Source organism: Amycolatopsis sp. cmx-8-4 (assembly GCF_046548675.1).
Lineage (GTDB): Bacteria > Actinomycetota > Actinomycetes > Mycobacteriales > Pseudonocardiaceae > Amycolatopsis.
Window position 1 is genome coordinate 36911 of sequence record NZ_JAEBDZ010000030.1, and the last position, 19575, is coordinate 56485.

Annotated in this window: 25 protein-coding genes and 2 pseudogenes; 11 read left to right on the plus strand and 16 right to left on the minus strand. The window is 72.7% G+C overall.

Going from position 1 to position 19575, the window contains the following annotated elements; genetic code table 11:
* Positions 1-65 precede the first annotated feature (65 nt).
* Positions 66-1115, plus strand: a complete 1050-nt coding sequence (locus ACLJQZ_RS40170; protein WP_410625985.1) for an FUSC family protein — start codon at positions 66-68, stop codon at positions 1113-1115.
* Positions 1116-1160: 45 nt separating this feature from the next.
* Here ACLJQZ_RS40170 and ACLJQZ_RS40175 read toward each other — a convergent pair whose 3' ends face one another.
* Positions 1161-1565, minus strand: coding sequence for a hypothetical protein (locus ACLJQZ_RS40175; protein ID WP_410625987.1), 405 nt, complete (start codon positions 1563-1565; stop codon positions 1161-1163).
* 39 nt (positions 1566-1604) lie between these two features.
* Entirely contained in the window at positions 1605-2858 is a 1254-nt protein-coding gene (locus ACLJQZ_RS40180; protein ID WP_410626106.1) for a cation:proton antiporter, read from the minus strand.
* Positions 2859-3220: 362 nt separating this feature from the next.
* Between ACLJQZ_RS40180 and ACLJQZ_RS40185 the strand changes: the two genes are divergently transcribed.
* Positions 3221-3574 (plus strand): TetR/AcrR family transcriptional regulator, encoded by a 354-nt coding sequence (locus ACLJQZ_RS40185; RefSeq protein ID WP_410625988.1) that lies wholly within the window; start codon positions 3221-3223, stop codon positions 3572-3574.
* A 9-nt stretch (positions 3575-3583) separates the two neighbouring features.
* Positions 3584-3895 carry a hypothetical protein gene (locus ACLJQZ_RS40190; RefSeq protein ID WP_410625990.1) on the plus strand — a complete coding sequence of 104 codons (312 nt, stop codon included), beginning with the start codon at positions 3584-3586 and terminating at the stop codon, positions 3893-3895.
* A gap of 52 nt (positions 3896-3947) precedes the next feature.
* Here ACLJQZ_RS40190 and ACLJQZ_RS40195 read toward each other — a convergent pair whose 3' ends face one another.
* Positions 3948-4691 (minus strand): hypothetical protein, encoded by a 744-nt coding sequence (locus ACLJQZ_RS40195; RefSeq protein WP_410625992.1) that lies wholly within the window; start codon positions 4689-4691, stop codon positions 3948-3950.
* A 233-nt stretch (positions 4692-4924) separates the two neighbouring features.
* Between ACLJQZ_RS40195 and ACLJQZ_RS40200 the strand changes: the two genes are divergently transcribed.
* Entirely contained in the window at positions 4925-5311 is a 387-nt protein-coding gene (locus ACLJQZ_RS40200) for a DoxX family protein (protein ID WP_410625994.1), read from the plus strand.
* 6 nt (positions 5312-5317) lie between these two features.
* Here the strand turns inward: ACLJQZ_RS40200 and ACLJQZ_RS40205 are convergent, their stop codons facing one another.
* Positions 5318-5806 (minus strand): carbonic anhydrase, encoded by a 489-nt coding sequence (locus tag ACLJQZ_RS40205; RefSeq protein WP_326948164.1) that lies wholly within the window; start codon positions 5804-5806, stop codon positions 5318-5320.
* Positions 5807-6162: 356 nt separating this feature from the next.
* On the opposite strand from ACLJQZ_RS40205, the gene ACLJQZ_RS40210 reads away from it, so the two are divergent.
* Entirely contained in the window at positions 6163-7089 is a 927-nt protein-coding gene (locus ACLJQZ_RS40210; protein ID WP_410625996.1) for a carbohydrate-binding protein, read from the plus strand.
* A 2-nt stretch (positions 7090-7091) separates the two neighbouring features.
* On the opposite strand, the gene ACLJQZ_RS40215 is transcribed toward ACLJQZ_RS40210, so the two are convergent.
* From ACLJQZ_RS40215 to ACLJQZ_RS40240, 6 genes and pseudogenes are all read right to left on the minus strand, one after another.
* Positions 7092-8057, minus strand: coding sequence for a LysR family transcriptional regulator (locus ACLJQZ_RS40215; protein WP_410625998.1), 966 nt, complete (start codon positions 8055-8057; stop codon positions 7092-7094).
* A 96-nt stretch (positions 8058-8153) separates the two neighbouring features.
* Complete coding sequence (locus ACLJQZ_RS40220) at positions 8154-8615, minus strand: SRPBCC family protein (RefSeq protein ID WP_410626000.1); 462 nt, start codon at positions 8613-8615, stop codon at positions 8154-8156.
* A 45-nt stretch (positions 8616-8660) separates the two neighbouring features.
* Positions 8661-9065 (minus strand): flavin reductase family protein, encoded by a 405-nt coding sequence (locus ACLJQZ_RS40225; RefSeq protein WP_410626108.1) that lies wholly within the window; start codon positions 9063-9065, stop codon positions 8661-8663.
* A 45-nt stretch (positions 9066-9110) separates the two neighbouring features.
* A pseudogene (locus ACLJQZ_RS40230) lies at positions 9111-9332 on the minus strand (sulfurase); the annotation flags it as partial.
* Between the two features lie 472 nt (positions 9333-9804).
* Positions 9805-10278: pseudogene (locus tag ACLJQZ_RS40235) on the minus strand (MOSC domain-containing protein); the annotation flags it as partial.
* 109 nt (positions 10279-10387) lie between these two features.
* Positions 10388-10891 (minus strand): CGNR zinc finger domain-containing protein, encoded by a 504-nt coding sequence (locus tag ACLJQZ_RS40240; protein WP_410626001.1) that lies wholly within the window; start codon positions 10889-10891, stop codon positions 10388-10390.
* 102 nt (positions 10892-10993) lie between these two features.
* Here ACLJQZ_RS40240 and ACLJQZ_RS40245 point away from each other — a divergent pair, with 102 nt between their 5' ends.
* Genes ACLJQZ_RS40245 through ACLJQZ_RS40255 form a run of 3 tightly spaced genes read left to right on the plus strand, consistent with a single transcriptional unit; the run spans position 10994 to position 13092 of the window.
* On the plus strand, positions 10994-11881 hold the full coding sequence (locus ACLJQZ_RS40245; protein ID WP_410626003.1) for a DUF427 domain-containing protein: 888 nt from the start codon (positions 10994-10996) through the stop codon (positions 11879-11881).
* A gap of 2 nt (positions 11882-11883) precedes the next feature.
* A complete protein-coding gene (locus ACLJQZ_RS40250) occupies positions 11884-12600 on the plus strand; it encodes an SDR family oxidoreductase (RefSeq protein WP_410626005.1) in 717 nt (238 codons plus the stop codon).
* A 12-nt stretch (positions 12601-12612) separates the two neighbouring features.
* Positions 12613-13092, plus strand: a complete 480-nt coding sequence (locus tag ACLJQZ_RS40255) for a VOC family protein (protein WP_410626007.1) — start codon at positions 12613-12615, stop codon at positions 13090-13092.
* Here ACLJQZ_RS40255 and ACLJQZ_RS40260 read toward each other — a convergent pair.
* Genes ACLJQZ_RS40260 through ACLJQZ_RS40275 form a run of 4 tightly spaced genes read right to left on the minus strand, consistent with a single transcriptional unit; the run spans position 13061 to position 17028 of the window.
* Positions 13061-13246 (minus strand): hypothetical protein, encoded by a 186-nt coding sequence (locus ACLJQZ_RS40260; protein WP_410626009.1) that lies wholly within the window; start codon positions 13244-13246, stop codon positions 13061-13063. The two genes, ACLJQZ_RS40255 and ACLJQZ_RS40260, sit on opposite strands and share 32 nt — an antisense overlap.
* Positions 13247-13287: 41 nt before the next feature.
* Positions 13288-14424, minus strand: coding sequence for an iron-containing alcohol dehydrogenase family protein (locus ACLJQZ_RS40265; protein WP_410626011.1), 1137 nt, complete (start codon positions 14422-14424; stop codon positions 13288-13290).
* A 1-nt stretch (position 14425) separates the two neighbouring features.
* Complete coding sequence (locus ACLJQZ_RS40270; RefSeq protein ID WP_410626012.1) at positions 14426-15931, minus strand: aldehyde dehydrogenase family protein; 1506 nt, start codon at positions 15929-15931, stop codon at positions 14426-14428.
* Positions 15919-17028: a mandelate racemase/muconate lactonizing enzyme family protein gene (locus ACLJQZ_RS40275; protein WP_410626014.1), complete on the minus strand. Its 1110-nt coding sequence runs from the start codon at positions 17026-17028 to the stop codon at positions 15919-15921. Before ACLJQZ_RS40275 ends, ACLJQZ_RS40270 begins: the two co-directional genes overlap by 13 nt.
* Positions 17029-17122: 94 nt before the next feature.
* On the opposite strand from ACLJQZ_RS40275, the gene ACLJQZ_RS40280 reads away from it, so the two are divergent.
* Positions 17123-17941, plus strand: coding sequence for an IclR family transcriptional regulator (locus ACLJQZ_RS40280; protein ID WP_410626015.1), 819 nt, complete (start codon positions 17123-17125; stop codon positions 17939-17941).
* A 37-nt stretch (positions 17942-17978) separates the two neighbouring features.
* Here ACLJQZ_RS40280 and ACLJQZ_RS40285 read toward each other — a convergent pair whose 3' ends face one another.
* Together ACLJQZ_RS40285 and ACLJQZ_RS40290 are read right to left on the minus strand one after the other, a co-directional pair.
* Complete coding sequence (locus tag ACLJQZ_RS40285; protein WP_410626017.1) at positions 17979-18122, minus strand: hypothetical protein; 144 nt, start codon at positions 18120-18122, stop codon at positions 17979-17981.
* Positions 18122-18457: a hypothetical protein gene (locus ACLJQZ_RS40290; RefSeq protein ID WP_410626019.1), complete on the minus strand. Its 336-nt coding sequence runs from the start codon at positions 18455-18457 to the stop codon at positions 18122-18124. Before ACLJQZ_RS40290 ends, ACLJQZ_RS40285 begins: the two co-directional genes overlap by 1 nt.
* Positions 18458-18583: 126 nt before the next feature.
* Between ACLJQZ_RS40290 and ACLJQZ_RS40295 the strand changes: the two genes are divergently transcribed.
* Together ACLJQZ_RS40295 and ACLJQZ_RS40300 are read left to right on the plus strand one after the other, a co-directional pair.
* On the plus strand, positions 18584-19063 hold the full coding sequence (locus ACLJQZ_RS40295; protein ID WP_410626021.1) for a pyridoxamine 5'-phosphate oxidase family protein: 480 nt from the start codon (positions 18584-18586) through the stop codon (positions 19061-19063).
* A gap of 75 nt (positions 19064-19138) precedes the next feature.
* A complete protein-coding gene (locus ACLJQZ_RS40300) occupies positions 19139-19561 on the plus strand; it encodes a Fur family transcriptional regulator (RefSeq protein WP_247049742.1) in 423 nt (140 codons plus the stop codon).
* The last annotated feature ends 14 nt before the right edge of the window (positions 19562-19575 follow it).

The window sequence follows — 19575 nt, forward strand, 5'->3', positions numbered from 1 at the left end:
ACCCGGATTCCGGGCGATCATGCGTGGACCGGCGCCGGGCCGGGTAGTCGCGGCGGGTGGACCAGATGACATCGGCGGCCGGCGACGACGTCCTCGGCCAGGGCGTCCGGACGCCGCTGGGCTGGCTGACGCGCGCCTTCCGCGTCCCGGGCCGGGAACGCCACGTCCTCGTGCAGGCGGCGAAGGCGACCCTCGCGGCCACCGGGGCGTGGCTGCTGGCGACGGCGGTGCTGCACCTGCCGCAGCCCTTCCTGGCGCCCTACGCCGCGGTGTTCCTCGTGGAGGCGACGGTCTACCGGTCGGTGCGCGGCTGGGCGCAGCAGGTCGGCGCGGTCGCCGCCGGCGTCGTCCTGGCCGGGATCGCCGGGCAGCTGATCCCGTGGCCCGCGGTGGCGCTGGGGCTGGTGGTGTTCCTGGGGCTGCTGGCCGGGTCGTGGCGCCGCTTCGGCGACTCCGGGGTCTGGGTCGGCGTCACGGGCATGCTGCTGATCGCCTACGGGACGCCGACGGTTCTGCTCGGCGACCGGCTCATCGAGACGGCGCTGGGCGCGGCGATCGGCGCCGCGGTCAACGCGCTGGTGTACCCGCCGCTGTTCGGGCAGCGCATCGCCGCGGCCGCCGGCCGGCTGGCCACCGCGATGGCGGCGTTCCTCGACAGCACGGCCGCGCTGATCCGCGCCGAAGAGCCGCCCGACGACGTCGAGGACTGGCTCGGCGAGGCCCGCGAGCTGCGCAGCCTGGTCACCGCGGCCACGGACGCCGTCCGGCAGACCCGCGAGGAGCGCGTCCTCAACCTGCGGCGGCGGCACCCCCGCTCCGGCCACGACCACGACCGCCGGACCGAGACGCTGATCGCGCTCTGGCCTCCGGTGGAGCAGCTGATCGGCGCGGTCCGGACGGCATCGGAGCACGAGGAACGTTCGTCCTCCCGTGGCCCGACACCCGCGACGCGCTGGCCCAGCTCATCGAGAGCGTCGCCGACGTCGTCCGCGCCGTCGGCACCACCGGGCACCCGGTGGACCTGGACCGCGGCCGCGAACTGCTGGCCCAGCTGGAGCGGCGGCTGGCGGCCCCGGAGGACGGCGTCACGCCGGCGCTGGGCCTGGGCGCGATGACGCTCCCGGTCCGGCACCTGCTCGAGCGGCTGCCCGGGCGCTGAGTCAGGCGCCGATCGCCTGGTTGAGGACGTCGGCGACCAGGTCGGGCTCGGCGATCGTCGCCGTCAGCGAGGGGTGCCGCAGCAGCCCGGACGGCTCGATGCCGGGCACCGGCTCCCGGAACCGGACGCAGAGGCCGCGGGCCGCGTTCGTGCCGAACGTCAGGCCGCGGTCGGCCAGCGACAGCCGCACGCCGAGCGCGCGCCAAGGCTTGAACGGCCCGCTGACTTCGGCGCCGGCGAGGTTGGCCAGCGGCGTCGAGACGGACCAGGGGCCGAGGTGGACGTGCAGCCCGGTCGCGTCGAGGTCGAGGCCGCTGTGGCGCTCGAGCCACGGCTGCAGCCAGGACGGACCGGCGAACTTCGCGTGGAGGCGGTGCCGGACGACGGCGTCCTCGTCTGGGCTCATGCCCGGGGGCTACCCGCGGGAGCCGGGGACAAACGGGCGTCAGCCGACCGGGAGGTGGCCGCCGAGGGACTCGATCCGGCGGATCGCCGGTTCGGCGAGGATGCCGTGCACCACCACCGACAGCGCGACGGCGAGGGCGCCGATCCGCCACAGGACGTCCGGCCGCGGCACCGGGAACCGGTCGAGGGCGTAGGCGAGGTAGAACAGCGTGCCGATCCCGCGCACGCCGAAGAACGCGATGGCGGGGGAGGCGTGCCGCCCGGCCGACGAGCCGAGCAGCGACAGCCAGCCGAGCACCGGGCGGACCACGAGTACCGCGACCACCGTCAGCACCACCTCGACCACCGTGATGCCCTGCAGCAGGCCGTCGCCGATGGCCAGGCCGAGCCCGAGCAGCGCGATCGCGACGAAGAGCCGTTCCAGCTGCCGGCCGAACGAGTGCAGCACGCCGTGGTACTCGTGGGACCGCTCCTGCGTCCGCACCGCGACGGCGGCCACGAAGACCGCGACGAACCCGTTGCCGTGCACCAGTTCCGCGACCGCGTACGGCAGGAACGCCAGGGCGAGCAGCACGAGCCCGTCGGCGTACTCGGCCAGCCGCAGCCGTGACGACGGCGCCCGGAACATCGCCCAGCCCAGCACCCACCCGGCGGCCAGCCCGACGAGCACGCCGACCGCGACCGGCAGCACGAGGTCGACCAGGATCCACCGCAGGTCGACGCCCGCCCGCTGCCCGGCGAGCGCGAGGGCCAGCAGGACGAACGGCATCGTGAGCCCGTCGTTGAGCCCGGCTTCGGTGGTCAGGGTGAACCGGATCTCGTTGTCCCGCGCCAGTCCCGGCTCGACGTCCGGTGACGGCACCCCGACGTCCCCGGCCAGCACCGGGTCGGTCGGCGCGAGCACCGAGCCGAGCAGCAGCGCGGCACTGGCGGGCAGCGCCAGCCACCACCAGCCGAGCACCGCGACCACGACGATCATGGCGGGCATCGTGATCCCGAGCAGCCGCCAGGTCGACGCCCAGGCGCGGAACCCGAACGGGCGGTCCACGGACAGCCCGGCGCCGGCCAGGGACACCAGGATGCCCAGCTGCGCGAACGATTCGACGCTCTCCAGGTGCGCGGTGGGGTCGGTCCAGCCGCCGCCGTAGGGCGCGGGCAAGGGGAGGAGCCCGAGGCCGATGCCGGCGATGAGCATCACGAGCGGGGTCGAGAACGGTCGTTCGGCGACCAGCTTCGGCAACACCGCGGCGGCGAGCGCGAGCAGTCCGGCGACGCCGAACAGGACGGTCAACATGGACACGGAAGCTCTTTCGTTCGGCGTGGTCACCGGAATACCCGGGTGCTGAACGGGCAAACCCCGGCGCGAGTGCCGCACGTCACCGTGCGGCGCGGGAACACCGCGTTCTCCCTGGCGTTGTAAGGAGTGTCGGTACGGGTGGGTCCCCGGGCCTCACCCCAGCCTTCACGGAAGTCCGGTCCGCCGGAGCCGTGTCGCGCCACTCGCCGCGAGGCGACCCCCGTACCGGCCTCGAACTCCCGCTTCCGCTCGCAGGCAACTCCCCCTCAGCCTTCGCCGAGCGGAAGCGGGACTTTCTTTTGCGCCAATTCTTTCTTGCGCCACCGGGGGAAACGCCGGCGCGTCGGTAGGCTTCCGGCATGCCGACTGGAAGCTCGTCCGGCGACGTCCCGATGGTCTTCTTGCGCGAGCGCAAGAAGACCATCGCGAAGCAGGCCCTCCGCCGGGCCGCGTTCGACCTCTTCACCACCCAGGGCTTCGAGGCCACCACGGTCGAGGACATCGCGCGGCGCGCCGACGTCTCCCGGGCCAGCTTCTTCCGGTACTTCACGGCCAAGGAGGACGTCCTCGCCGCGGACGACGCCGAGCGACGTGAAGCGCTCTTCGCCTTGCTGGACAAGGAAAACAAGCCGTTGCTCGAAGGCCTGCACGCCGCGGTGTCGGCCTACCTGGCGGGGATGGACGCCGAAGCGCTCGCACAAGCGGCCGCCTAAACCCGGATCATGGTCAGCTCCCGCGTGGTGCTCGGCCAGGCCTACGAAAACCGCATCAGGTGGCTGAGCGAGCTCGAGACACACGTCCGCGGGCGGCTGGCCGGCGCGCCCGACCTGGACGTCGTCGCGCCGCTGGTCGCCGACCTCACGCTCGGCGTGCTCGAGACGGCGTTCCGGCTCGCGGTCGTCCGCCACGTCGCCGCGGACGAGCCGCACCCGTACGACTTCCTGGCCGGCGCGCGCGGCATTCACCTGGCCGAGGCGGGGCTGGCGTCGTCGCGTACTGGTCGTCGGGTGGAGCTGGCGGCGCTGAAGGCCTGAAACGACACCGAGCCCGGCAGCGCGTCGCTGCCGGGCTCGGGGGTCGGCCGGGTCAGGCGCCCGGGCCGGAGTAGATCTCCGAGGCCTTCGGTGCGGTGACCGTCGTCGGCTTGTCCCAGTCGCTGAACTCCATCGTGCCGCTCTTCGGCTCCTGCATGCGCAACAGGTAGTGCGGCTCGGCGGCGGCCACCGTCGCGGAGCCGTCGGAGCTGGTGAAGTTCAGGGCCGGGACGCCGCCCGCGGTCGTCTGCTCGCCACCGGAGAAGGTCGCCGAGTCCACCTCGCCGATGGTGTTGTCGGTGAAGGTCTTGTAGTCGAGGAACTGCTTGAACGCCTCGCCCATGCCGGCGCCGATCTGGGACGTCGAGGGCACCCACTTGTCCTTGAGCGGCTTGCTCAGCGACGCCGGGATCCCGGCCTCCTTGATCAGCGACTCGCTGAACCGGAAGTAGTACTTGTCCCCGACGCGCAGCACCGGGACCTCGAGGCCGTCCTTCACGATGGTGCCGCTCGCGCTGTCCGGGTTGAGCTGCAGGTCCAGGTTGATGTTCCCGCCCTCGGAGACGGTGCCCCGGACGTGCACGGCCTTGGCCTGCTTCGCGGCGGCGACCACGGCGGTCCCGGCCTGCTTGGCGTCGAGCGACGCGGCCTTGGCCTCGGCGGAGGTGGACGCGGCGGCGGGAGCGGCGGACGCGCCGGCCGGCTCGGCGGTCCCGGAGGTGCTGGAGCACCCGGTGGAGATCAGGGCGGCGACGGCCCCGGTGGCGATGAGCGCTCCCAGGCGGAGTCGAGACATGAGCGATGGGTCCCCTCGTAAAGGTCCGGGCGTCCCGGACACGAACGGACTATCGACCAAGCGGGTGATCCGTTACGCCCTGTTGGGGTAGATCACCTTCGTCGCCCGAAAGGTGCGATTTCGACGTCTTCGACGTAGTCGCGTGCTCACCTTCCGCAATGTCTCGCGAGGTGTCGCAAATTCCGGTCCGGCGGCATCTCGAGGTCGATCACCGAGACCTCAAGGAGAACCCCGTGAACCTCGCACTGTGGATCGTCGCCGGACTGCTCGCCGTCGTCGCGCTGACCGGTGGGGTCAGCAAGACCTTCGTGGCCAAGGAGAAACTGGCCGGGATCCCCGGCGGGCAGTGGACCGGGGACTTCGGTGCCGGCTTCGTGAAGACCCTCGGGGTCCTCGAGCTCCTGGCCGCGATCGGCCTGGTCCTGCCCGCTCTCGCCGGCGTCGCGCCGGTGCTGGTGCCGGTCACCGCCGCCTGCTGGGTGGTGCTGATGATCGGCGCGATGATCACCCACCTCCGCCACGACGGTGCCGGCAAGTTCGTGGCGCTGAACCTGACCTACCTCGCGCTCGCGGCGTTCCTGGCGTGGGGCCGGTTCGGTCCCGCGCCGTTCACCGCCTGAACGCCGTCAGGCGACTTCGTTCAGCTTCCCGGTCGCGACGTCGAAGACGAACCCGCGCACCGAGTCCTTCTTGGGGATGTACGGGCTGTTCTTGATCCGCGCGATCGACTGGCGGACGTCGGTGTCGAGGTCGGTGAAGGCTTCGGCGGCCCACGCGGGCTTGACGCCGACGTCCTCCTGGATCGACTTCTTGAAGTCGTCGTCGGTGAAGGTCAGCATCCCGCAGTCGGTGTGGTGGATGAGGATGATCTCCTCGGTGCCGAGCAGCCGCTGGCTGATGGCCAGCGACCGGATCTCGTCCTCGGTGACGACACCGCCGGCGTTGCGGATGACGTGGGCTTCGCCTTCGTTGAGGCCGAGGACGCCGTAGACGTTGATGCGGGCGTCCATGCAGGCCAGGACGGCGACGTGCTTGGCGGGCGGCAGCGGCAGCGGCCCGGAGAACTGCGCGGCGTACTCGGCGTTGTTGGCCAGGAGGTCGTCGGTGACCGACATGGTGGTCCTTCCGCGGTAGTAGTGGCTCGGCCGAGTGGACCCTTCCATGCGGCCATGCGCAACCGTGCCCATGACCTGGGACCGGACTGGCCCGAACGGGTGCCGCACCCATCCGCGCGGGCCGCCGCGCCGAACGCGCGTCCGTCCACTCCGGACGCGGTGCTGCGCCGAACGGGGCATAACGCCTCGCCATCGCAAAACGTATGACCCCGGTGACCTGCGACGACGCGCTCCGACCCGTCGAAAGTCGCTGCCGCACAAGGGAAAGCCCGGCCTAACCTCCGGTGGCCCGCGGACGGCGTCCTCCCGCTCCCCACCGTCCGCGCGGTTTCCTTCGCCGACGAGGAGATGCCGAGATGCGGAAACTGTCCACCGTCTTCTGCGCCGCCGTGGTGGCGGTGCTCGCCCTGGCCGCCGCCGTCCCGGCCGCCGCCGTCCCGGCCGCAGCCGTCCCCATCGCCGCCGCTGCGCCGATGTCCGCGCCGGGCGGGACCGTGCCCGGGCTGACCGGGGCCGCCGCGAAGGCCGCCGCCGGCCCCGCGGCCGACCGGTTCCTGGAGATCCGCCGGGCGCGGGCCGGCCGCGCGGCGCCCCGGGCCGCCGCCCAGAAGCACACCTTCTGGGGCCCGGAGCCCCAGCCGGCCACCAGCGCCGACGGCCTGATCGTGACCCAGAGCGTCACGCCGAACCTGCGTATCTCCCACTCGTCGGACGTCGTCTACGCGCCGACCGTGAAACCCACCGGGCACTCGTGCGTCGAGGTGGTCACCGCCTACGGGCTTGGCCAGGCCGCGCAAATCTGGGCGTGGGACTGGTGCCGGTCGGTGTCGCCGGCCAAGGTCGTGCCGATCGACAGCGCGTTCCTCGCGAACTACACCAGCACTGTCGACGGGCACCCGGCCTACACCGTGCAGGAGGTCCGGACGAACACCACGGCCAACAGCTGGACCGCGTCGCTCCGCAACGTGAAGACCGGCGCGTGGGACACGCTGTTCACCCAGAGCGGCAGCGACCAGAGCGGGCTCGACGAGGGCTGGGACATCTTCGAGCTCTATTCGACGCGCGACCCCGCGACCGGCAACGCCTACTACTGCGCGGACGCGCGGGGCGCGGTGTTCGAGTCGAGCTCGCTGCGGCTGCGGGTCGCCGGGCAGTGGGTGGCGGCGTCGGCGACGAACTCGCCGCTGCGGCCCACCGCGAACCCGCGGCCCGCCGACTACGACTGCTCGACGCTGCGGTTCGAGGTCCCGTCGCCGAACAGCACCTGGCGCGTCACCGTCTGAGCTCAGCCGGCCGGCAGCAGCTCGCGGCCGCGTTCGCGCCACCAGCGGTCGAACGCGGCACTGCAGCCCTGCCGGCCGGCGTAGACGCGCACGACGGCGTCGTGGATCTCGCCGATCCGCGCCGCCACCGGCGTGCCCGGCCGGTAGCAGAGCCGCAGCTCCTGCCACAGGGGCGCGCCTTCGATGGCCCGCACGACGATGGTCGCCGGCAGGTCCTCGCGCGTCGCGAGCGCCGGCGCGACGGCCATGCCGGCCCGGACGAGGTCCTGCAGCGTCGCCAGGCACTGCGGCCGGTGCGGCTGGTCGAGCGCGACGCCGTGCCGGCGGCACACCCGCTGCAGGTAGGCCGACCACCGCGTGGTGCCCGGCGGATCGTCCGCCCACGGGTGCTCGGCGAGCCCGGCGAACGGCACGGTCCGGCTCCGCGCCAGGGGGTGGTCATGCGCGAGGATCACGAACACCGGCTCCCGCGGGTGCACGACGACACTCCCGACGCCGTCCGGCACGACCGCGTCCGGCAACGGCGGGAGGTAGACCAGTGCCAGGTCGAGCGAGCCCGCGGCGACCCGCGCCAGCGCGACGGCCTCGTCCTGGTCCTCCTGCACGCTCACGCCGTGGCACCACGGCTGGTCCCGCAGCCACCGCGAGACGGCCAGGTGCAGGAAGCCGCAGTACCCGCCGACGCGCAACGGCCCGGCGGGCGTCCGCTGTTCGCCGATCCGTTCGGTCAGCGCGGAGACCCCGGCGAGCACGGTGCGTGCTTCGGCGACGACGTCCGCGCCCAGCGGCGTCGGCACGCAGCCGGTGGGGGAGCGGACGAACAGCAGGCCGCCGACCGACCGTTCGACCCGCCGCAGCAGCCCGGACAGCGCGGGCTGGGAAACCCGCAGCACCCGGGCGGCCCGGGTGAGACTGCGCGTATCGGCGACGGCCACGAGCGCGCGCAGGTGACGCAGTTCCAGCTCCACGGCCCCTCCGGTGATCGGGGTGAGCTCACTTTAGTCCGCGTGATCACCCCGGGCACCCGACCTGAGTCGCTACTCCATGCCGTCACTCGACCTTGGTCACTCGACCGTCCGGGCGAGGATGCCGAGCGTGGCGCGCAACGCCGTTTCGGGGATGATCGGGAAGGTGATCTTGTCCCGGTACCGCTCCTCGATCTGGCTCCAGTCGTAGTACGACGTCACGAGCGTGCCGGTGCCGTCCGCCTCGAGCCGGTAGCCGTAGAGGTGCCGGATCGGCGGCTGGATGGTGCCGGAGATCGTCCACTCCAGCCGGCTGTCCTGCTCGTACCGGGTGATGATCACCGTGACGTCGTACTTGCCCATCGGCACGTCGTTGAGGGACTCGCGGTCCATGTGCACGACGAACTCGTCACCCACCCGGCGGACCGGTTCGCCGTCCGCGGACTGCAGCATCCCGGAGCTGTCGATGGCGACGTGCCCCTGGGGGTCGGTCAGCAGGGCGAACACCTTCGCCGGCGGCGCCTCGACCTTGCGGGTCACTTCGAACCGTTCTGACGTCATGGACCCGAGACTGCCACGGCTCTCGCGAGTACGCCGTCCGGGCGGTCACAGGTCCAGCACCAGGTCCGACCGCGGCCGGGCGCAGCACACCAGCGCCGTGCCCGCCGGCGGATCCTCCAGCGGGTCGGGTTCGTACCCGACCTCGCCCGACAGCACCGGCGTCACGCACGTCTGACAGACGCCGGAGCGGCACGACCAGCGGGTCGGCACGTCGCACGCCTCGGCGAACTCCAGGACGTTCGGGTAGTCCGCGCTCCACGGCACCGTCAGCCCGCTGCGGGCGAACGTGACCCGGGGGCCGGTGCCCGGCGGCGTGGCCGGTGGGTGGGGTGGCGCGTGGACGGCGCCGACGATCCCGGGGTTGATCGCCGGCAATGCGCCGAACAGTTCACTGTGGACCCGGCCGGGCGCCAGGCCGAGCCCGACGAGCGCGTCCCGCGTCGCGGACATGAAACCTTCGGGACCGCAAACGTATGCGGTCGCGTCGGCCGGCAGGTCCAAAGTGGACAAAGCGGCCCGGTCGAGCCGGCCCCGCCGGGCGCCCGCGGTACCGGACGGCGGGGTTTCCGCCGTGTAGTAGACGTGTTCGCGGGCGTGGGGGAGACCGGCGAGCAGCGTGTGCGCTTCGGCGGCGAAGGCGTGCTCGGCGGCCGAGCGGGTGGTGTGCAGCCAGCGGACGTCGCGGGTGCTGCCGGCCGCTGCCAGCGTGTGCAGCATCGCCAGGACCGGCGTGACGCCGATGCCGGCGGAGATCAGGAGCACCGGGGAGTCGTCTTCGGCCAGGACGAAGTCGCCGCGGGGCGCGGCGACCGGCAGGACCGCACCGGCGGGTCAGCCGGGTGTGCAGGAAGCCGCTCACCGTGCCGTGGTCCTCCCGCTTGACGCTGATGCGGTACTCGGTGTCCGAAGGCATCGCCGAGAGCGAGTAGCTGCGGACCGGCGCCGGGTCACCGGCCCCGGGGACGCGCAGCGTGAGGAACTGGCCGGGCTCGGGCCGGGGCAGCGGCGCGCCGTCCGCGGCCGTCAGGTGGATCGACGTGACGGTGGTGCTCTCCGGCACGACGCGGGACACGCGCAGCTCGCGGAACCCGGTCCAGGCCACGGTTTCGGGCTTGTGTTCGTGTTCGTGCCCGGCGAGCAGGTCGCGGAACGACCCCTGCCAGCCGGGACTGAGCGCCGGGATGTCGAGGGCCTTGCGGAGATCGGCGGTGTCGCGGCCGGGCAGGTAGAGGAGCGCGTCGATGTCGGCGACGCTCATCTCGTGGCGCCCGGTCCGGGTGCGGACGATCTCGTCGCCCGCCCGGACCCGGCCTTCGCGGATCACCCGCAGGTAGAAGCCGGGCCGGTGGTGCGCGACGAGCAGTGCCGGGATCCGCGGCTCGCCGAGGCGCATCCCCACCCGGAAGCACGTGACGCGCGGCTGCGTGACCTCGAGCTCGGCTTCCCCGATCCGGTACCGGTCGCCGATGTGCACCTCGTCGTCGGGCAGGCCGTCGACGGTGAAGTTCTCGCCGAACTGGCCGTATTCGAGGTCGTCCCGGCCCAGCTCGGCGCGCCAGAAGTCGTAGGACTGGCGCTGGTAGACGAGCACCGCGCGGTTCTCGCCACCGTGGCCGCCCAGGTCGCCCTGGCCGTCACCGTCGATGTTGAGCCGGCGGACCATCGCCGGGCCGTCGACGGGGTACTTGAAGATTCCGGTGTGGACGGTCCGGCCCTGCCAGGGCACGTCCTTCGGTTTCCCGACGTTGAGGGACAGCAGTCTGGGCACGGTTTCACTCCGCGGGTTCGGCGCGCGAGCGCTGGTAGTGCCGCCGGGCCTTCATGCGGTTGCCGCAGACCGCCATCGAGCACCAGCGGGCGCTGTTGGGTTTGCTGTGGTCGATCAGGAACAGCCGGCACTCCGGGTTCGCGCACGGGCGCAGCCGGTTCCCGCCGGCCTTCGTGAGGTCGGCCCAGGCGAGGACGGCCCGGGACGCGGCGGAATGGCCCGGCGCGGGATCGAGCTCCCACTGGATCTCGTCGTCCGCGAAGTGTGCCCGGTAGCTCAGGCCTTCGACGAGCGGCGCGGCCGTCGCCGCCGGGTCCTCGCCGCGCACGATCCGCTGCAGCACGGCACGCGCCTCGCGCAGCGCGTGCCACTCCTCTTCGGAGGCCGGCTGGCCGTGGGCGGCGAGCCACTCGCGGCCGGCGGCCACGTCGGCCAGGTCGTCCTCGGGTGCGCCGTTGCGCACGGGGGTGCTGTTCAGCAGGTCGATCAGCAGTTTCTCGAAGCCCATCGGTCTAACCTCCCAACTCGTAGTTGACAGGTTACATCATCCTGTGGTTCGGTGTCTAACCAGTAAAGCTAATCGAAGAGGTTAGCCGGAAAGGGGCAGGTTATGGGACTGTCATGGCAGCAAGGACCGCTCTCGGAGCGGTCGGTCGGGCACTTCCTGGTGCCGCAGCCGCTGCCGGAGCGGCTGCTGTTCGCCGAGCCGCTACGCCGCCGGATGCGCGTGCGCTTCGGCGGGCAATGGGTGGCCGACAGTGAAGACGTCGTGCTGCTGCACGAGCCGAACCGCTACCCGGTGGCGTACTTCCCGCGCGCCGACGTCGCCGACGGCGTGCTCGGCACCGAACCGCGTACGACGACCCACCGCGAGCTCGGCCCGGCCGCGTGGTTCACCGTGCGGGCGGGGGAGCGGGAGGCGCCGCGGGCGGCCTGGCAGTACACCGGGCTCCCGGACCACGCCGGCGTGCTGCGCGACCGCGTCGCCTTCGCCTGGCGGGCGATGGACGCCTTCTACGAGGAGGACGAGCGGATCCTCGGGCACGCGGCCGACCCGTACCACCGCGTCGACATCCGGCGGACGTCCCGGCACCTCGTGGTGCGCGACGGCGATCGTGTCGTCGCCGACACCCATCGCCCGGTCGTGCTCTACGAGTCCGGTTTCGCGCCGCGCTGGTACGTGCCGCGCGAAGACGTCGACCAGGCGGCCCTGACCCCGGTCGAGGGGCAGACCTTCTGCCCCTACAAGGGTTTGGCCGGCTACTTCGACATCGGCTCCCGCAAGCGCGCCGCGTGGTCGTACCCCGAGGCGTGGCCCGAGGTGGCGCGCGTGTCCGGGTTCGTCTCGTTCGAACCGGACCTCGTCGACGTCCACCTCGACGACCGCAAGCTGGCCCTCGAACCGGGCCAGACCGTGTCCCCGCACGGCGTCGACCGCGGCCTCGATCCCGACGAGCTGCGGTCCCGCGCCGCGGCCGCACCCACCGGAACGGAGTGACCGTGTCCGCCACCCTGAAAGACCGCCGCGTGCTCGTCGTCGGCCGCGGCAGCGGGATCGCCCGCGCCGTCACCCTGGCCCTCCGGGAGGCGGGCGCGACGGTCGTCGTCGCCGGCCGCGACCCGGAAACCCTCGCCGCGGCGTACGACGACCCGGGCGTCACGGCCGAGCGGGCCGATCTCACCGACGAAGCCGGCGTCGCCGCGCTGGCCGAACGGCTCGGCCGGATCGACCACGTCGTGTCGACGGCTTCGGCCCGCGCCCGCGGCGCGGTCGGCGACCTCGGCCACGACACCGTGCTGAAGTCGTTCGAGGTCAAGGTGCTCGGCCCGATCCTGCTGGCCAAGTACCTCGCGCCGCGGATGCCCGAGGACGGCGCGTTCGTCTTCTTCTCGGGCTCGTCCGCCCGCAAACCCGCCGCCGGCATGCTCGCGGTGGGCGCGACCAACGCGGCCGTCGACGTGGTGACGCGCGGCCTCGCGGTCGAGCTGGCGCCGATCCGCGTCACGGCGGTCTCGCCGGGCACGATCGACACCGGCGCCTACGACGGCCTCGGCGCGGAGAAGAAAGCCGAGCTGTTCGCCACCCGCACGGCCACGAACCCCGCGCGGCGCATCGGCCACCCCGGAGACATCGCCGACGCGGTCGTCTTCGCGCTCACGAACACCTTCCTGACCGGCGTCACGCTCGGCGTCGACGGCGGCGAACCCCTCGTCTGAACGGAGAAACACATGTCCACGCCGACGCCGTACGGCGCCCTCGCCATGGACTACCGGATCGAAGTGATCACCCTGCCGGTCGCCGACGTCGACCGGGCGATCCGGTTCTACACCGGCCAAGCCGGCTTCGCTTTGGACGTCGACTACCGGCCGAACGACGGGTTCCGCGTCGTGCAGCTGACCCCGCCCGGCTCGGCGTGCTCGATCCAGCTCGGCACCGGCCTGACCGGCGCGGCCCCCGGCTCGGCCCGCGCCGGCTACCTGGTGGTGGCCGACATCGAAGCCGCGCACCGCGAACTGGCCGGCCGCGGTGTCCCCGTCAGCGAGGTCCGGCACAAGAAGTCCGTGGACTGGCAAGGGGATTTCGCGCCCGGAGCCGATCCGCGGCGGCGGGACTACGCGAGTTTCCTGGACTTCGCCGACCCGGACGGCAACACGTGGGTCGTCCAGGAACGCGGGTTCAGCGCGCCTTCCGGTAACCGCAGAACATGACGTCGTTCTCGGGGATCCCGGCCCGCGCGCAGTTCTGCGCCCAGGTCGCGGCCGGGCCCGCGGTCCCGTCCGCGGCGGAGCCGTGCAGGACGAAGCCGACGTCGAACTCCGGCCCGTCGGGACCGTCGGGCCGGTACGCGCGGACACGCGCCACCGATCGCCCGTACGGATCCGGAGGTGTGGTGCTACCCCGCGTCAATACACCGACCGCAGCAGTTCCACGGTCTCCGCCTCGGAGGGGTGCCGCGGGGCGTTCTTGGTCACCGCGTCGGCCAGCGCTCCTTCGGCGATCGCCGGGATCAGGTCCGCCGTGACGCCGAGGTCGCGCAGCGGGCGCTTGATCCCGAGCGCGCCCGAGACCTCGCGGACCGCCGCGATCGACGCCGCCGCCCAGTCCGGTTCGGGCGTGACCTGAAGCGCGCGGCCCACCGCTTCGTACGCGGCCTGGGCGGACGGCGCGCTGAAGGCCATCACCTCCTCGAGTACCGCGGCCAGCGCGACGCCGTGGGGGGTGCCCGTGTGCGCGGTCAGCGCGTGGCCGAGGCCGTGGACCAAGCCGAGGCCCGACAGCGTCAGCGCGTGGCCCGCCAAGTGGGCCCCGAGCATCAGCTGCGACCGCGCCTCCAGGTCACCGCCGTCGCGGTGGGCGACCGGCAGCCAGCGGCCGACCAAGGTGACCGCCTGGGCCGCGTACGCCGCGGACACCGGGCTCGACCCGCGCGAGGCGAGCGATTCGATGCCGTGCACGAGCGCGTCCAGGCCGGTGGCCGCGGTGACCGCCGGCGGCAGGCCGACGGTCAGCTCCGGGTCCAGCACCGCGATCCGCGGCTTCACCGATGGATGTCCGATGTAGACCTTCCGGCGGGCGCAAAGGTCTTCCGTGACGCCGAAACCGTTGGTCTCGGCGCCGGTGCCCGACGTCGTCGGGACGGCGATCAGGGGCAGTCCTTCCGCCGCGTCCCACAGCCGGTCCGCGTCCGCGGCCGCCGCGCCGGGGTTGCCGGCGAGCAGCGAGATGCCCTTGGCCGCGTCCAGCGCCGAGCCGCCGCCGAGGGCGACCACGGCGGCGTCGCCGAACTCGCGCAGCCGCACGGCACCGCGGTCGACCTCGGCGGTCGACGGGTTCGGGCCGACGTCCTCGTGGACGGCGTGCTCGAGCCCGGCCGCGGCCAGGATCTGCTCGACGCGCCCGACGATCCCGGTGGCCCGCAGGCCCCGGTCGGTGACCACGAACGCGCGGGTCCGCCCCAGGGTGTCGACGTAGGCGGGCAGGTCGGCGACCACACCCGGGCCGAATTCCGTCCGGCCGGTGGGTTCGATGCTCAGTCGCACGCTAATCCTCCGGGAGCGCGAGCCAGGTGGTCTTGAGAGCGGTGTAGGCGTCCAAGGCGTGCAACGACTTGTCCCGGCCGGCGCCGGTCGCCTTGAAGCCGCCGAACGGGGTGATCACGTCGCTGGCGTCGAAGGTGTTGATCCACACCGTCCCGGCGCGCAGCTGCCGCGCGACACGGTGGGCGGCGGTGACGTCCCGCGTCCAGACCGACGCGACCAGCCCGAAGTCGCTGTCGTTGGCCAGCCGGACGCCTTCGCCGACGTCGCCGTCGTAGGTCAGCACCGACAGGACCGGCCCGAAGACTTCCTCGCGGGCGATGGTCATCCCGGGCCGCACACCGTCCACGATGGTCGGTTCGAGGTACGTCCCGCCGGTCTCGGTGAGCACCCGCTCGCCGCCGTGGGTGATCGTCGCACCGTCGGCCCGGGCGCCGTCGAGGTAGCCCAGGACGCGGTCCAGCTGGACGTCGTCGACGAGCGGGCCGAGCACGGTCGCCGGGTCGAGCGGGTCGCCGATCCGGAACGTCGAGTCCGTGATCGAGACGACCTCGGCCAGCAGCTCGTCCTTCAGCGCGGCGGGCACGACCAGGCGCGAACCCGCGTTGCAGGTCTGCCCGGCGTTGTAGAAGATGCCCCACGCGACCGCCGAAGCCGCCGCCGCGAGGTCGGCGCCGGGCAGCACCAGCTGCGGTGACTTGCCGCCCGCCTCGACGGCGACCTGCTTGCCGTTGGACTTCCCGGCGTAGACCTGGAACAGCCGCGCCACCTCGGCCGAGCCGGTGAACGCGATCTTGTCGACGTCCGGGTGCCGCCCCAGAGCTTGGCCGACGACCTCGCCGCGGCCCGGGACGACGTTGAGCACGCCGTCGGGCAGCCCCGCCTCGGTCGCCAGCCGGGCCAGCAGCAGTGTGGCCAGCGACGTCTGCTCGGCGGGCTTGACGACGACGGAGTTGCCGGTGGCCAGCGCCGGGCCCAGCTTCCAGGACGTGATGAGCAACGCGTAGTTCCACGGGACGACGACGCCGATCACGCCGAGCGGCTCCCGGGTGATCCACGCCAGCGCGTCGCCGGGGGTGGGCGCGACCTCGTCGTAGGTCTTGTCGATCGTCTCGGCGTACCACGCGATCGTCTCGGCGGCCTTGGTGACGTCGACGCGCCGCGCCTCGCCGACCGGCTTGCCCATCTCGAGGGAGTCGAGCAGCGCCAGCTCGTCCGCGTTGTCCATGATGGACCCGGCCCAGCGCAGGAGCACCCGTTTGCGCTCACGCGGTGCGAGGCCGCGCCACCGGCCGTCCTCGAACGACTCCCGCGCCGCGCGGACCGCCCGGTCGACGTCCTCGGCGCTGCCGGCCGGAATGCGCGTCAGCTCCCGGCCGTCGCGCGGGGACGTGCCGGCGAACGTGGTGTCCGAAGTGGACTCGAGGGGCCGGCCGCCGATGAACGGCCGGGTCTCGAAGGTGAGCTTGTCCGCCAGGGCCTGCCAGTCCTGGTGCGTCAGATCCGCCACCGGGCCACCGCCTCCTCGTCCAGTTCGATGCCGAGCCCCGGTCGCTGCGGGACCTCGAGAGTGCCTTCGGGGGTGATCATGAGCGGCTCCGCCAGCATGAAGTCGCGTCGCTGCGGCGTCCAGCCGGGCGGGTCCCACGGGAACTCGAAGAACGGCCCGCCGCCGACCCCGGCGGCCACGTGCAGGTTGGCCAGCACGCCGATGCCGTTGGTCCAGCTGTGCGGGGTGAAGGACCGGTGCTTGAGCTGGGCCACTTCGGCGAGCGTGCGCGCCCGGTGCATGCCGACCGCGAGCACGACGTCCATCTGGTAGACGTCGAGGACGTCGTGTTCCAGGTAGCGCAGCAGTTCGGGTACCGAGTGGTGCATCTCGCCGGCCGCGATCCGGACGCCGGGGTTCTCCGCCCGCAGCGTCCGGAAGCCGTCGACGTCCTCGTAGGGGAGCGGCTCCTCGACCCAGAAGACGTCCAGCTCGGCCAGCCGCCGCACGATCCCGCGGGTCTTGGCGAGATCGGACGCGGCGGCCGTGTCCCCGGCCATCCGCCAGGACTGGTTGAGGTCGACCATGATCGCGAAGTCGGGCCCGAGCGCGTCGCGCACCGCGGTGACGGCGGCGATCCCGTCGGCGACGTGGTCCCGGTCGATGCGGATCTTCATGGCCCGGAACCCGGCTTCACGGGCCCGCAGCGCGGTCTCGACCCGTTCCGCGGGCGGCTTCAATTCGGCCGAAGACGCGTACGCCGGGACCGCTTTGGCCGCGTTGCCGAACAGGGTCGCGACGGGGAGCCCGGCGACCTGGCCGATGACGTCCCAGAGCGCGGCCTCGAGCGGCCAGAAGCGGCCGCCGTGGAAGTTGGCCGTCTCGATGGCCTTCACGTGCCGCACGATGTCGAGCGGGTCCTCGCCGAGGAACAGGTCCTTGACGGCGTCGAACCCGGCCATGGTGTCGCCGGACCCGATGCCGGTGACACCTTCGTCGGTGTGGACGCGCACGATCGTCGCGTCGAAGTGGCGCCGCGGCCGCGGGTCCCACGCCGCGCGCAGCGGCGGGTCGAGGTCGAGCCGCAGCCGGTCCAGGACGATGTCGGTGATCTTCATCGATCTCGACGTTAGGAGCGCCCGGAACCGGCGGCAAGGGGCGGCGGTACATCGCAACGCGCGTTGCGCTCAGGCCAACTGTTAACGTCCGGAGATGACGCTCCCGGACGACGCGGCCCGGCCTTCGGGCCACGGTCTGCGCCGTGACCTGGACCTGCTGGAGGCGCTCGCGTCGCCCGAAGCGCAGCGGGCCGGCGGGCTCGGCGTCGTCCGGCTGGCGCAGCTGACCGGCCGGGAGAAGAGCCAGGTCTCGCGGGCGCTGAAGGCCCTCGCCGAGGAGGGTGTCGTCGAGCGCGACCCGGACACCCTCGGCTACCGGCTGGGCTGGCGGCTGTTCTCCCTGGTCGCGCGCACGGCGGAGGATCGGCTGGTGCGCGCCGCCGAGCCGGTGATGCACGCGCTGTCGGCGGAGCTGGAGGAGACCAGCCACCTGTGCGTCCTGCGGGAGCAGGAGGTGCTGACGCTGCTCTCGGTGTCCGGGCACTCGTTCCGCGCCCACGACTGGGAGGGGCGCGGGGTGCCCGCGTACTGCACGTCGGCGGGGCGGGTGCTGCTGCTCGACGCGAGCCCGGACGAGCTGTACGTCCGGTTCCCCGGCTTCGACGCCGACGACCCGCGCTCGGAGGTCCGCACGCTGCCGCAGCTGTGGGCGAAGATCCAGGAGTGCCGCCGCGACGGCTTCGCCCGCGTCCACGAGGAGTTCGAGGAGGGCCTGGCCGGGGTCTCGGCCCCGGTCCGCGACTTCCGCGGCCGGGTGGTGGCGGCGCTGAACATCTCCGCGCCGGCGGCGCGGCTGGCGGACCGCTTGGAGACGGCCGGCCGGAGCACGGCGGAGGCAGCGGCTCAGGTCTCGGAGCACCTGGGGTTCGCGGCAGCGGAGAGGCCGTTGCCGCCGAGGACCCGGCTCACGTGAGAAACATGAAACCCACGTCCACAGTGGACGTGGGCGGTCAGTCCTTCGCGGGCGGGTCCAGCTGCGCCAGGTGCTCGGTGATCTCCGTCAGCAGGCCCGTCGCCGCTTCACCCAGGGCCGCCAGCTCGGCGAGCGTCGCGCGGGTGCCGGGCGCGGTCGGCGTGTCGGTGGTGGCGGCCATCAGATCTCCTGGATGACGTCGTGGTGGGCGCCGATGGCGTCGGCGAACGCGGTGTGGACCCGGAGGTACTCGTCGAGGGGGACCGAGGTGCCCGCCCACTCGTGCCAGCGGATGTGGGCCTGGGCGGCGCTCAGCCGCGCGGCCGCGGCCACGCCCGCCGGATCGGCGCCGGCGAGGATCGCGCGGTGCATGATCGGCGGCGTCGACCGCCGGGCCAGGTCGGCCAAGGCCGCGAGCCTCGTGAGCTCGGCGGAGGGGTCGCCTCCGTCCGGCCGACGCTGCTGCGGGGGGACCCGGCGGGCGTTTTCGCGGCCGCCGGTCAGGACGCTGGTCATGCGAACGACTCCTGGGAGAAGTGAACCAACCCGGACGGGGTTCCGGTTACCCGGCCGGTGCACCGGTAAACGCCGGCGCTCGTGATCTCCATCTCACCGGTTCGGGGAATACGGTTGGATGTCTCGATGACCGACAGCGACCTCAACGCCCACGCGCGGGACCTGATCGAGACGAACCGCTACCTGACCCTGGGCACGACCGACCCGGACGGCGCGCCCTGGCTCACCCCGGTCTACTTCGCTCCAGCGGGCAATCGCGAGTTCGTCTGGGTGTCGGCGATCGACGCCCGTCACTCCCGCAACCTCGCCGAACGCCCGCGGGCGAGCGCGGTCGTCTTCGACTCAACGGTGGCGCCGTACCACGGCCGCGCGGTGTACGCGGCGGGCGAAGCGCGGGAACTCGCCGGCGACGACCTCGAACGCGCCTTGGCCGGCTACCCCCGGAGCGACGGGGCCGCGGACGTGAGCCTCGACGACGTCACGGCGCCGTCGGCGTACCGGCTGTACGCGTTCACGGCGTCGGAGATGTGGGTGCTCTGCCCCCGCGAGCCAGGAACGCCTTGTCAGCGGCACGGCCGGACCGACGATCACCGCGCCGAGCTGTAGCGGTCAAGACCCGGATGGGTGGCTTCGACGGAGTCAATCTTGATTCATTCCAGATTATCGGGCAGACTCGCCGCCGTGCCCACGACTTCGGAGTTCGAGCGGATGCTGCGCGGGGTGTCCCTGCGCGTCACGCGTCCACGGCTGGCGGTGCTGACCGCGGTGCACGGCCACCCGCACGCCGACACCGACTCGATCATCGGGGTCGTCCGGGGTGATCTCGGTGAAGTGTCCCACCAGGCCGTCTACGACGTCCTGCGGGCGCTGACCGGCGCCGGGCTGCTCCGGCGCATCCAGCCCCCGGGTTCCGTGGCGCGCTACGAAGCGCGGGTCGGGGACAACCACCACCACGTCGTCTGCCGGTCCTGCGGGGCCATCGCCGACGTCGACTGCGCCGTCGGCAGCGCGCCCTGCCTGACCGCCTCCGAAGCCCACGGTTTCGTCATCGACGAGGCCGAGGTCGTCTACCGGGGCCTGTGCCCCGACTGTTCCAGTTCCTGAACACCGTTTCCCGG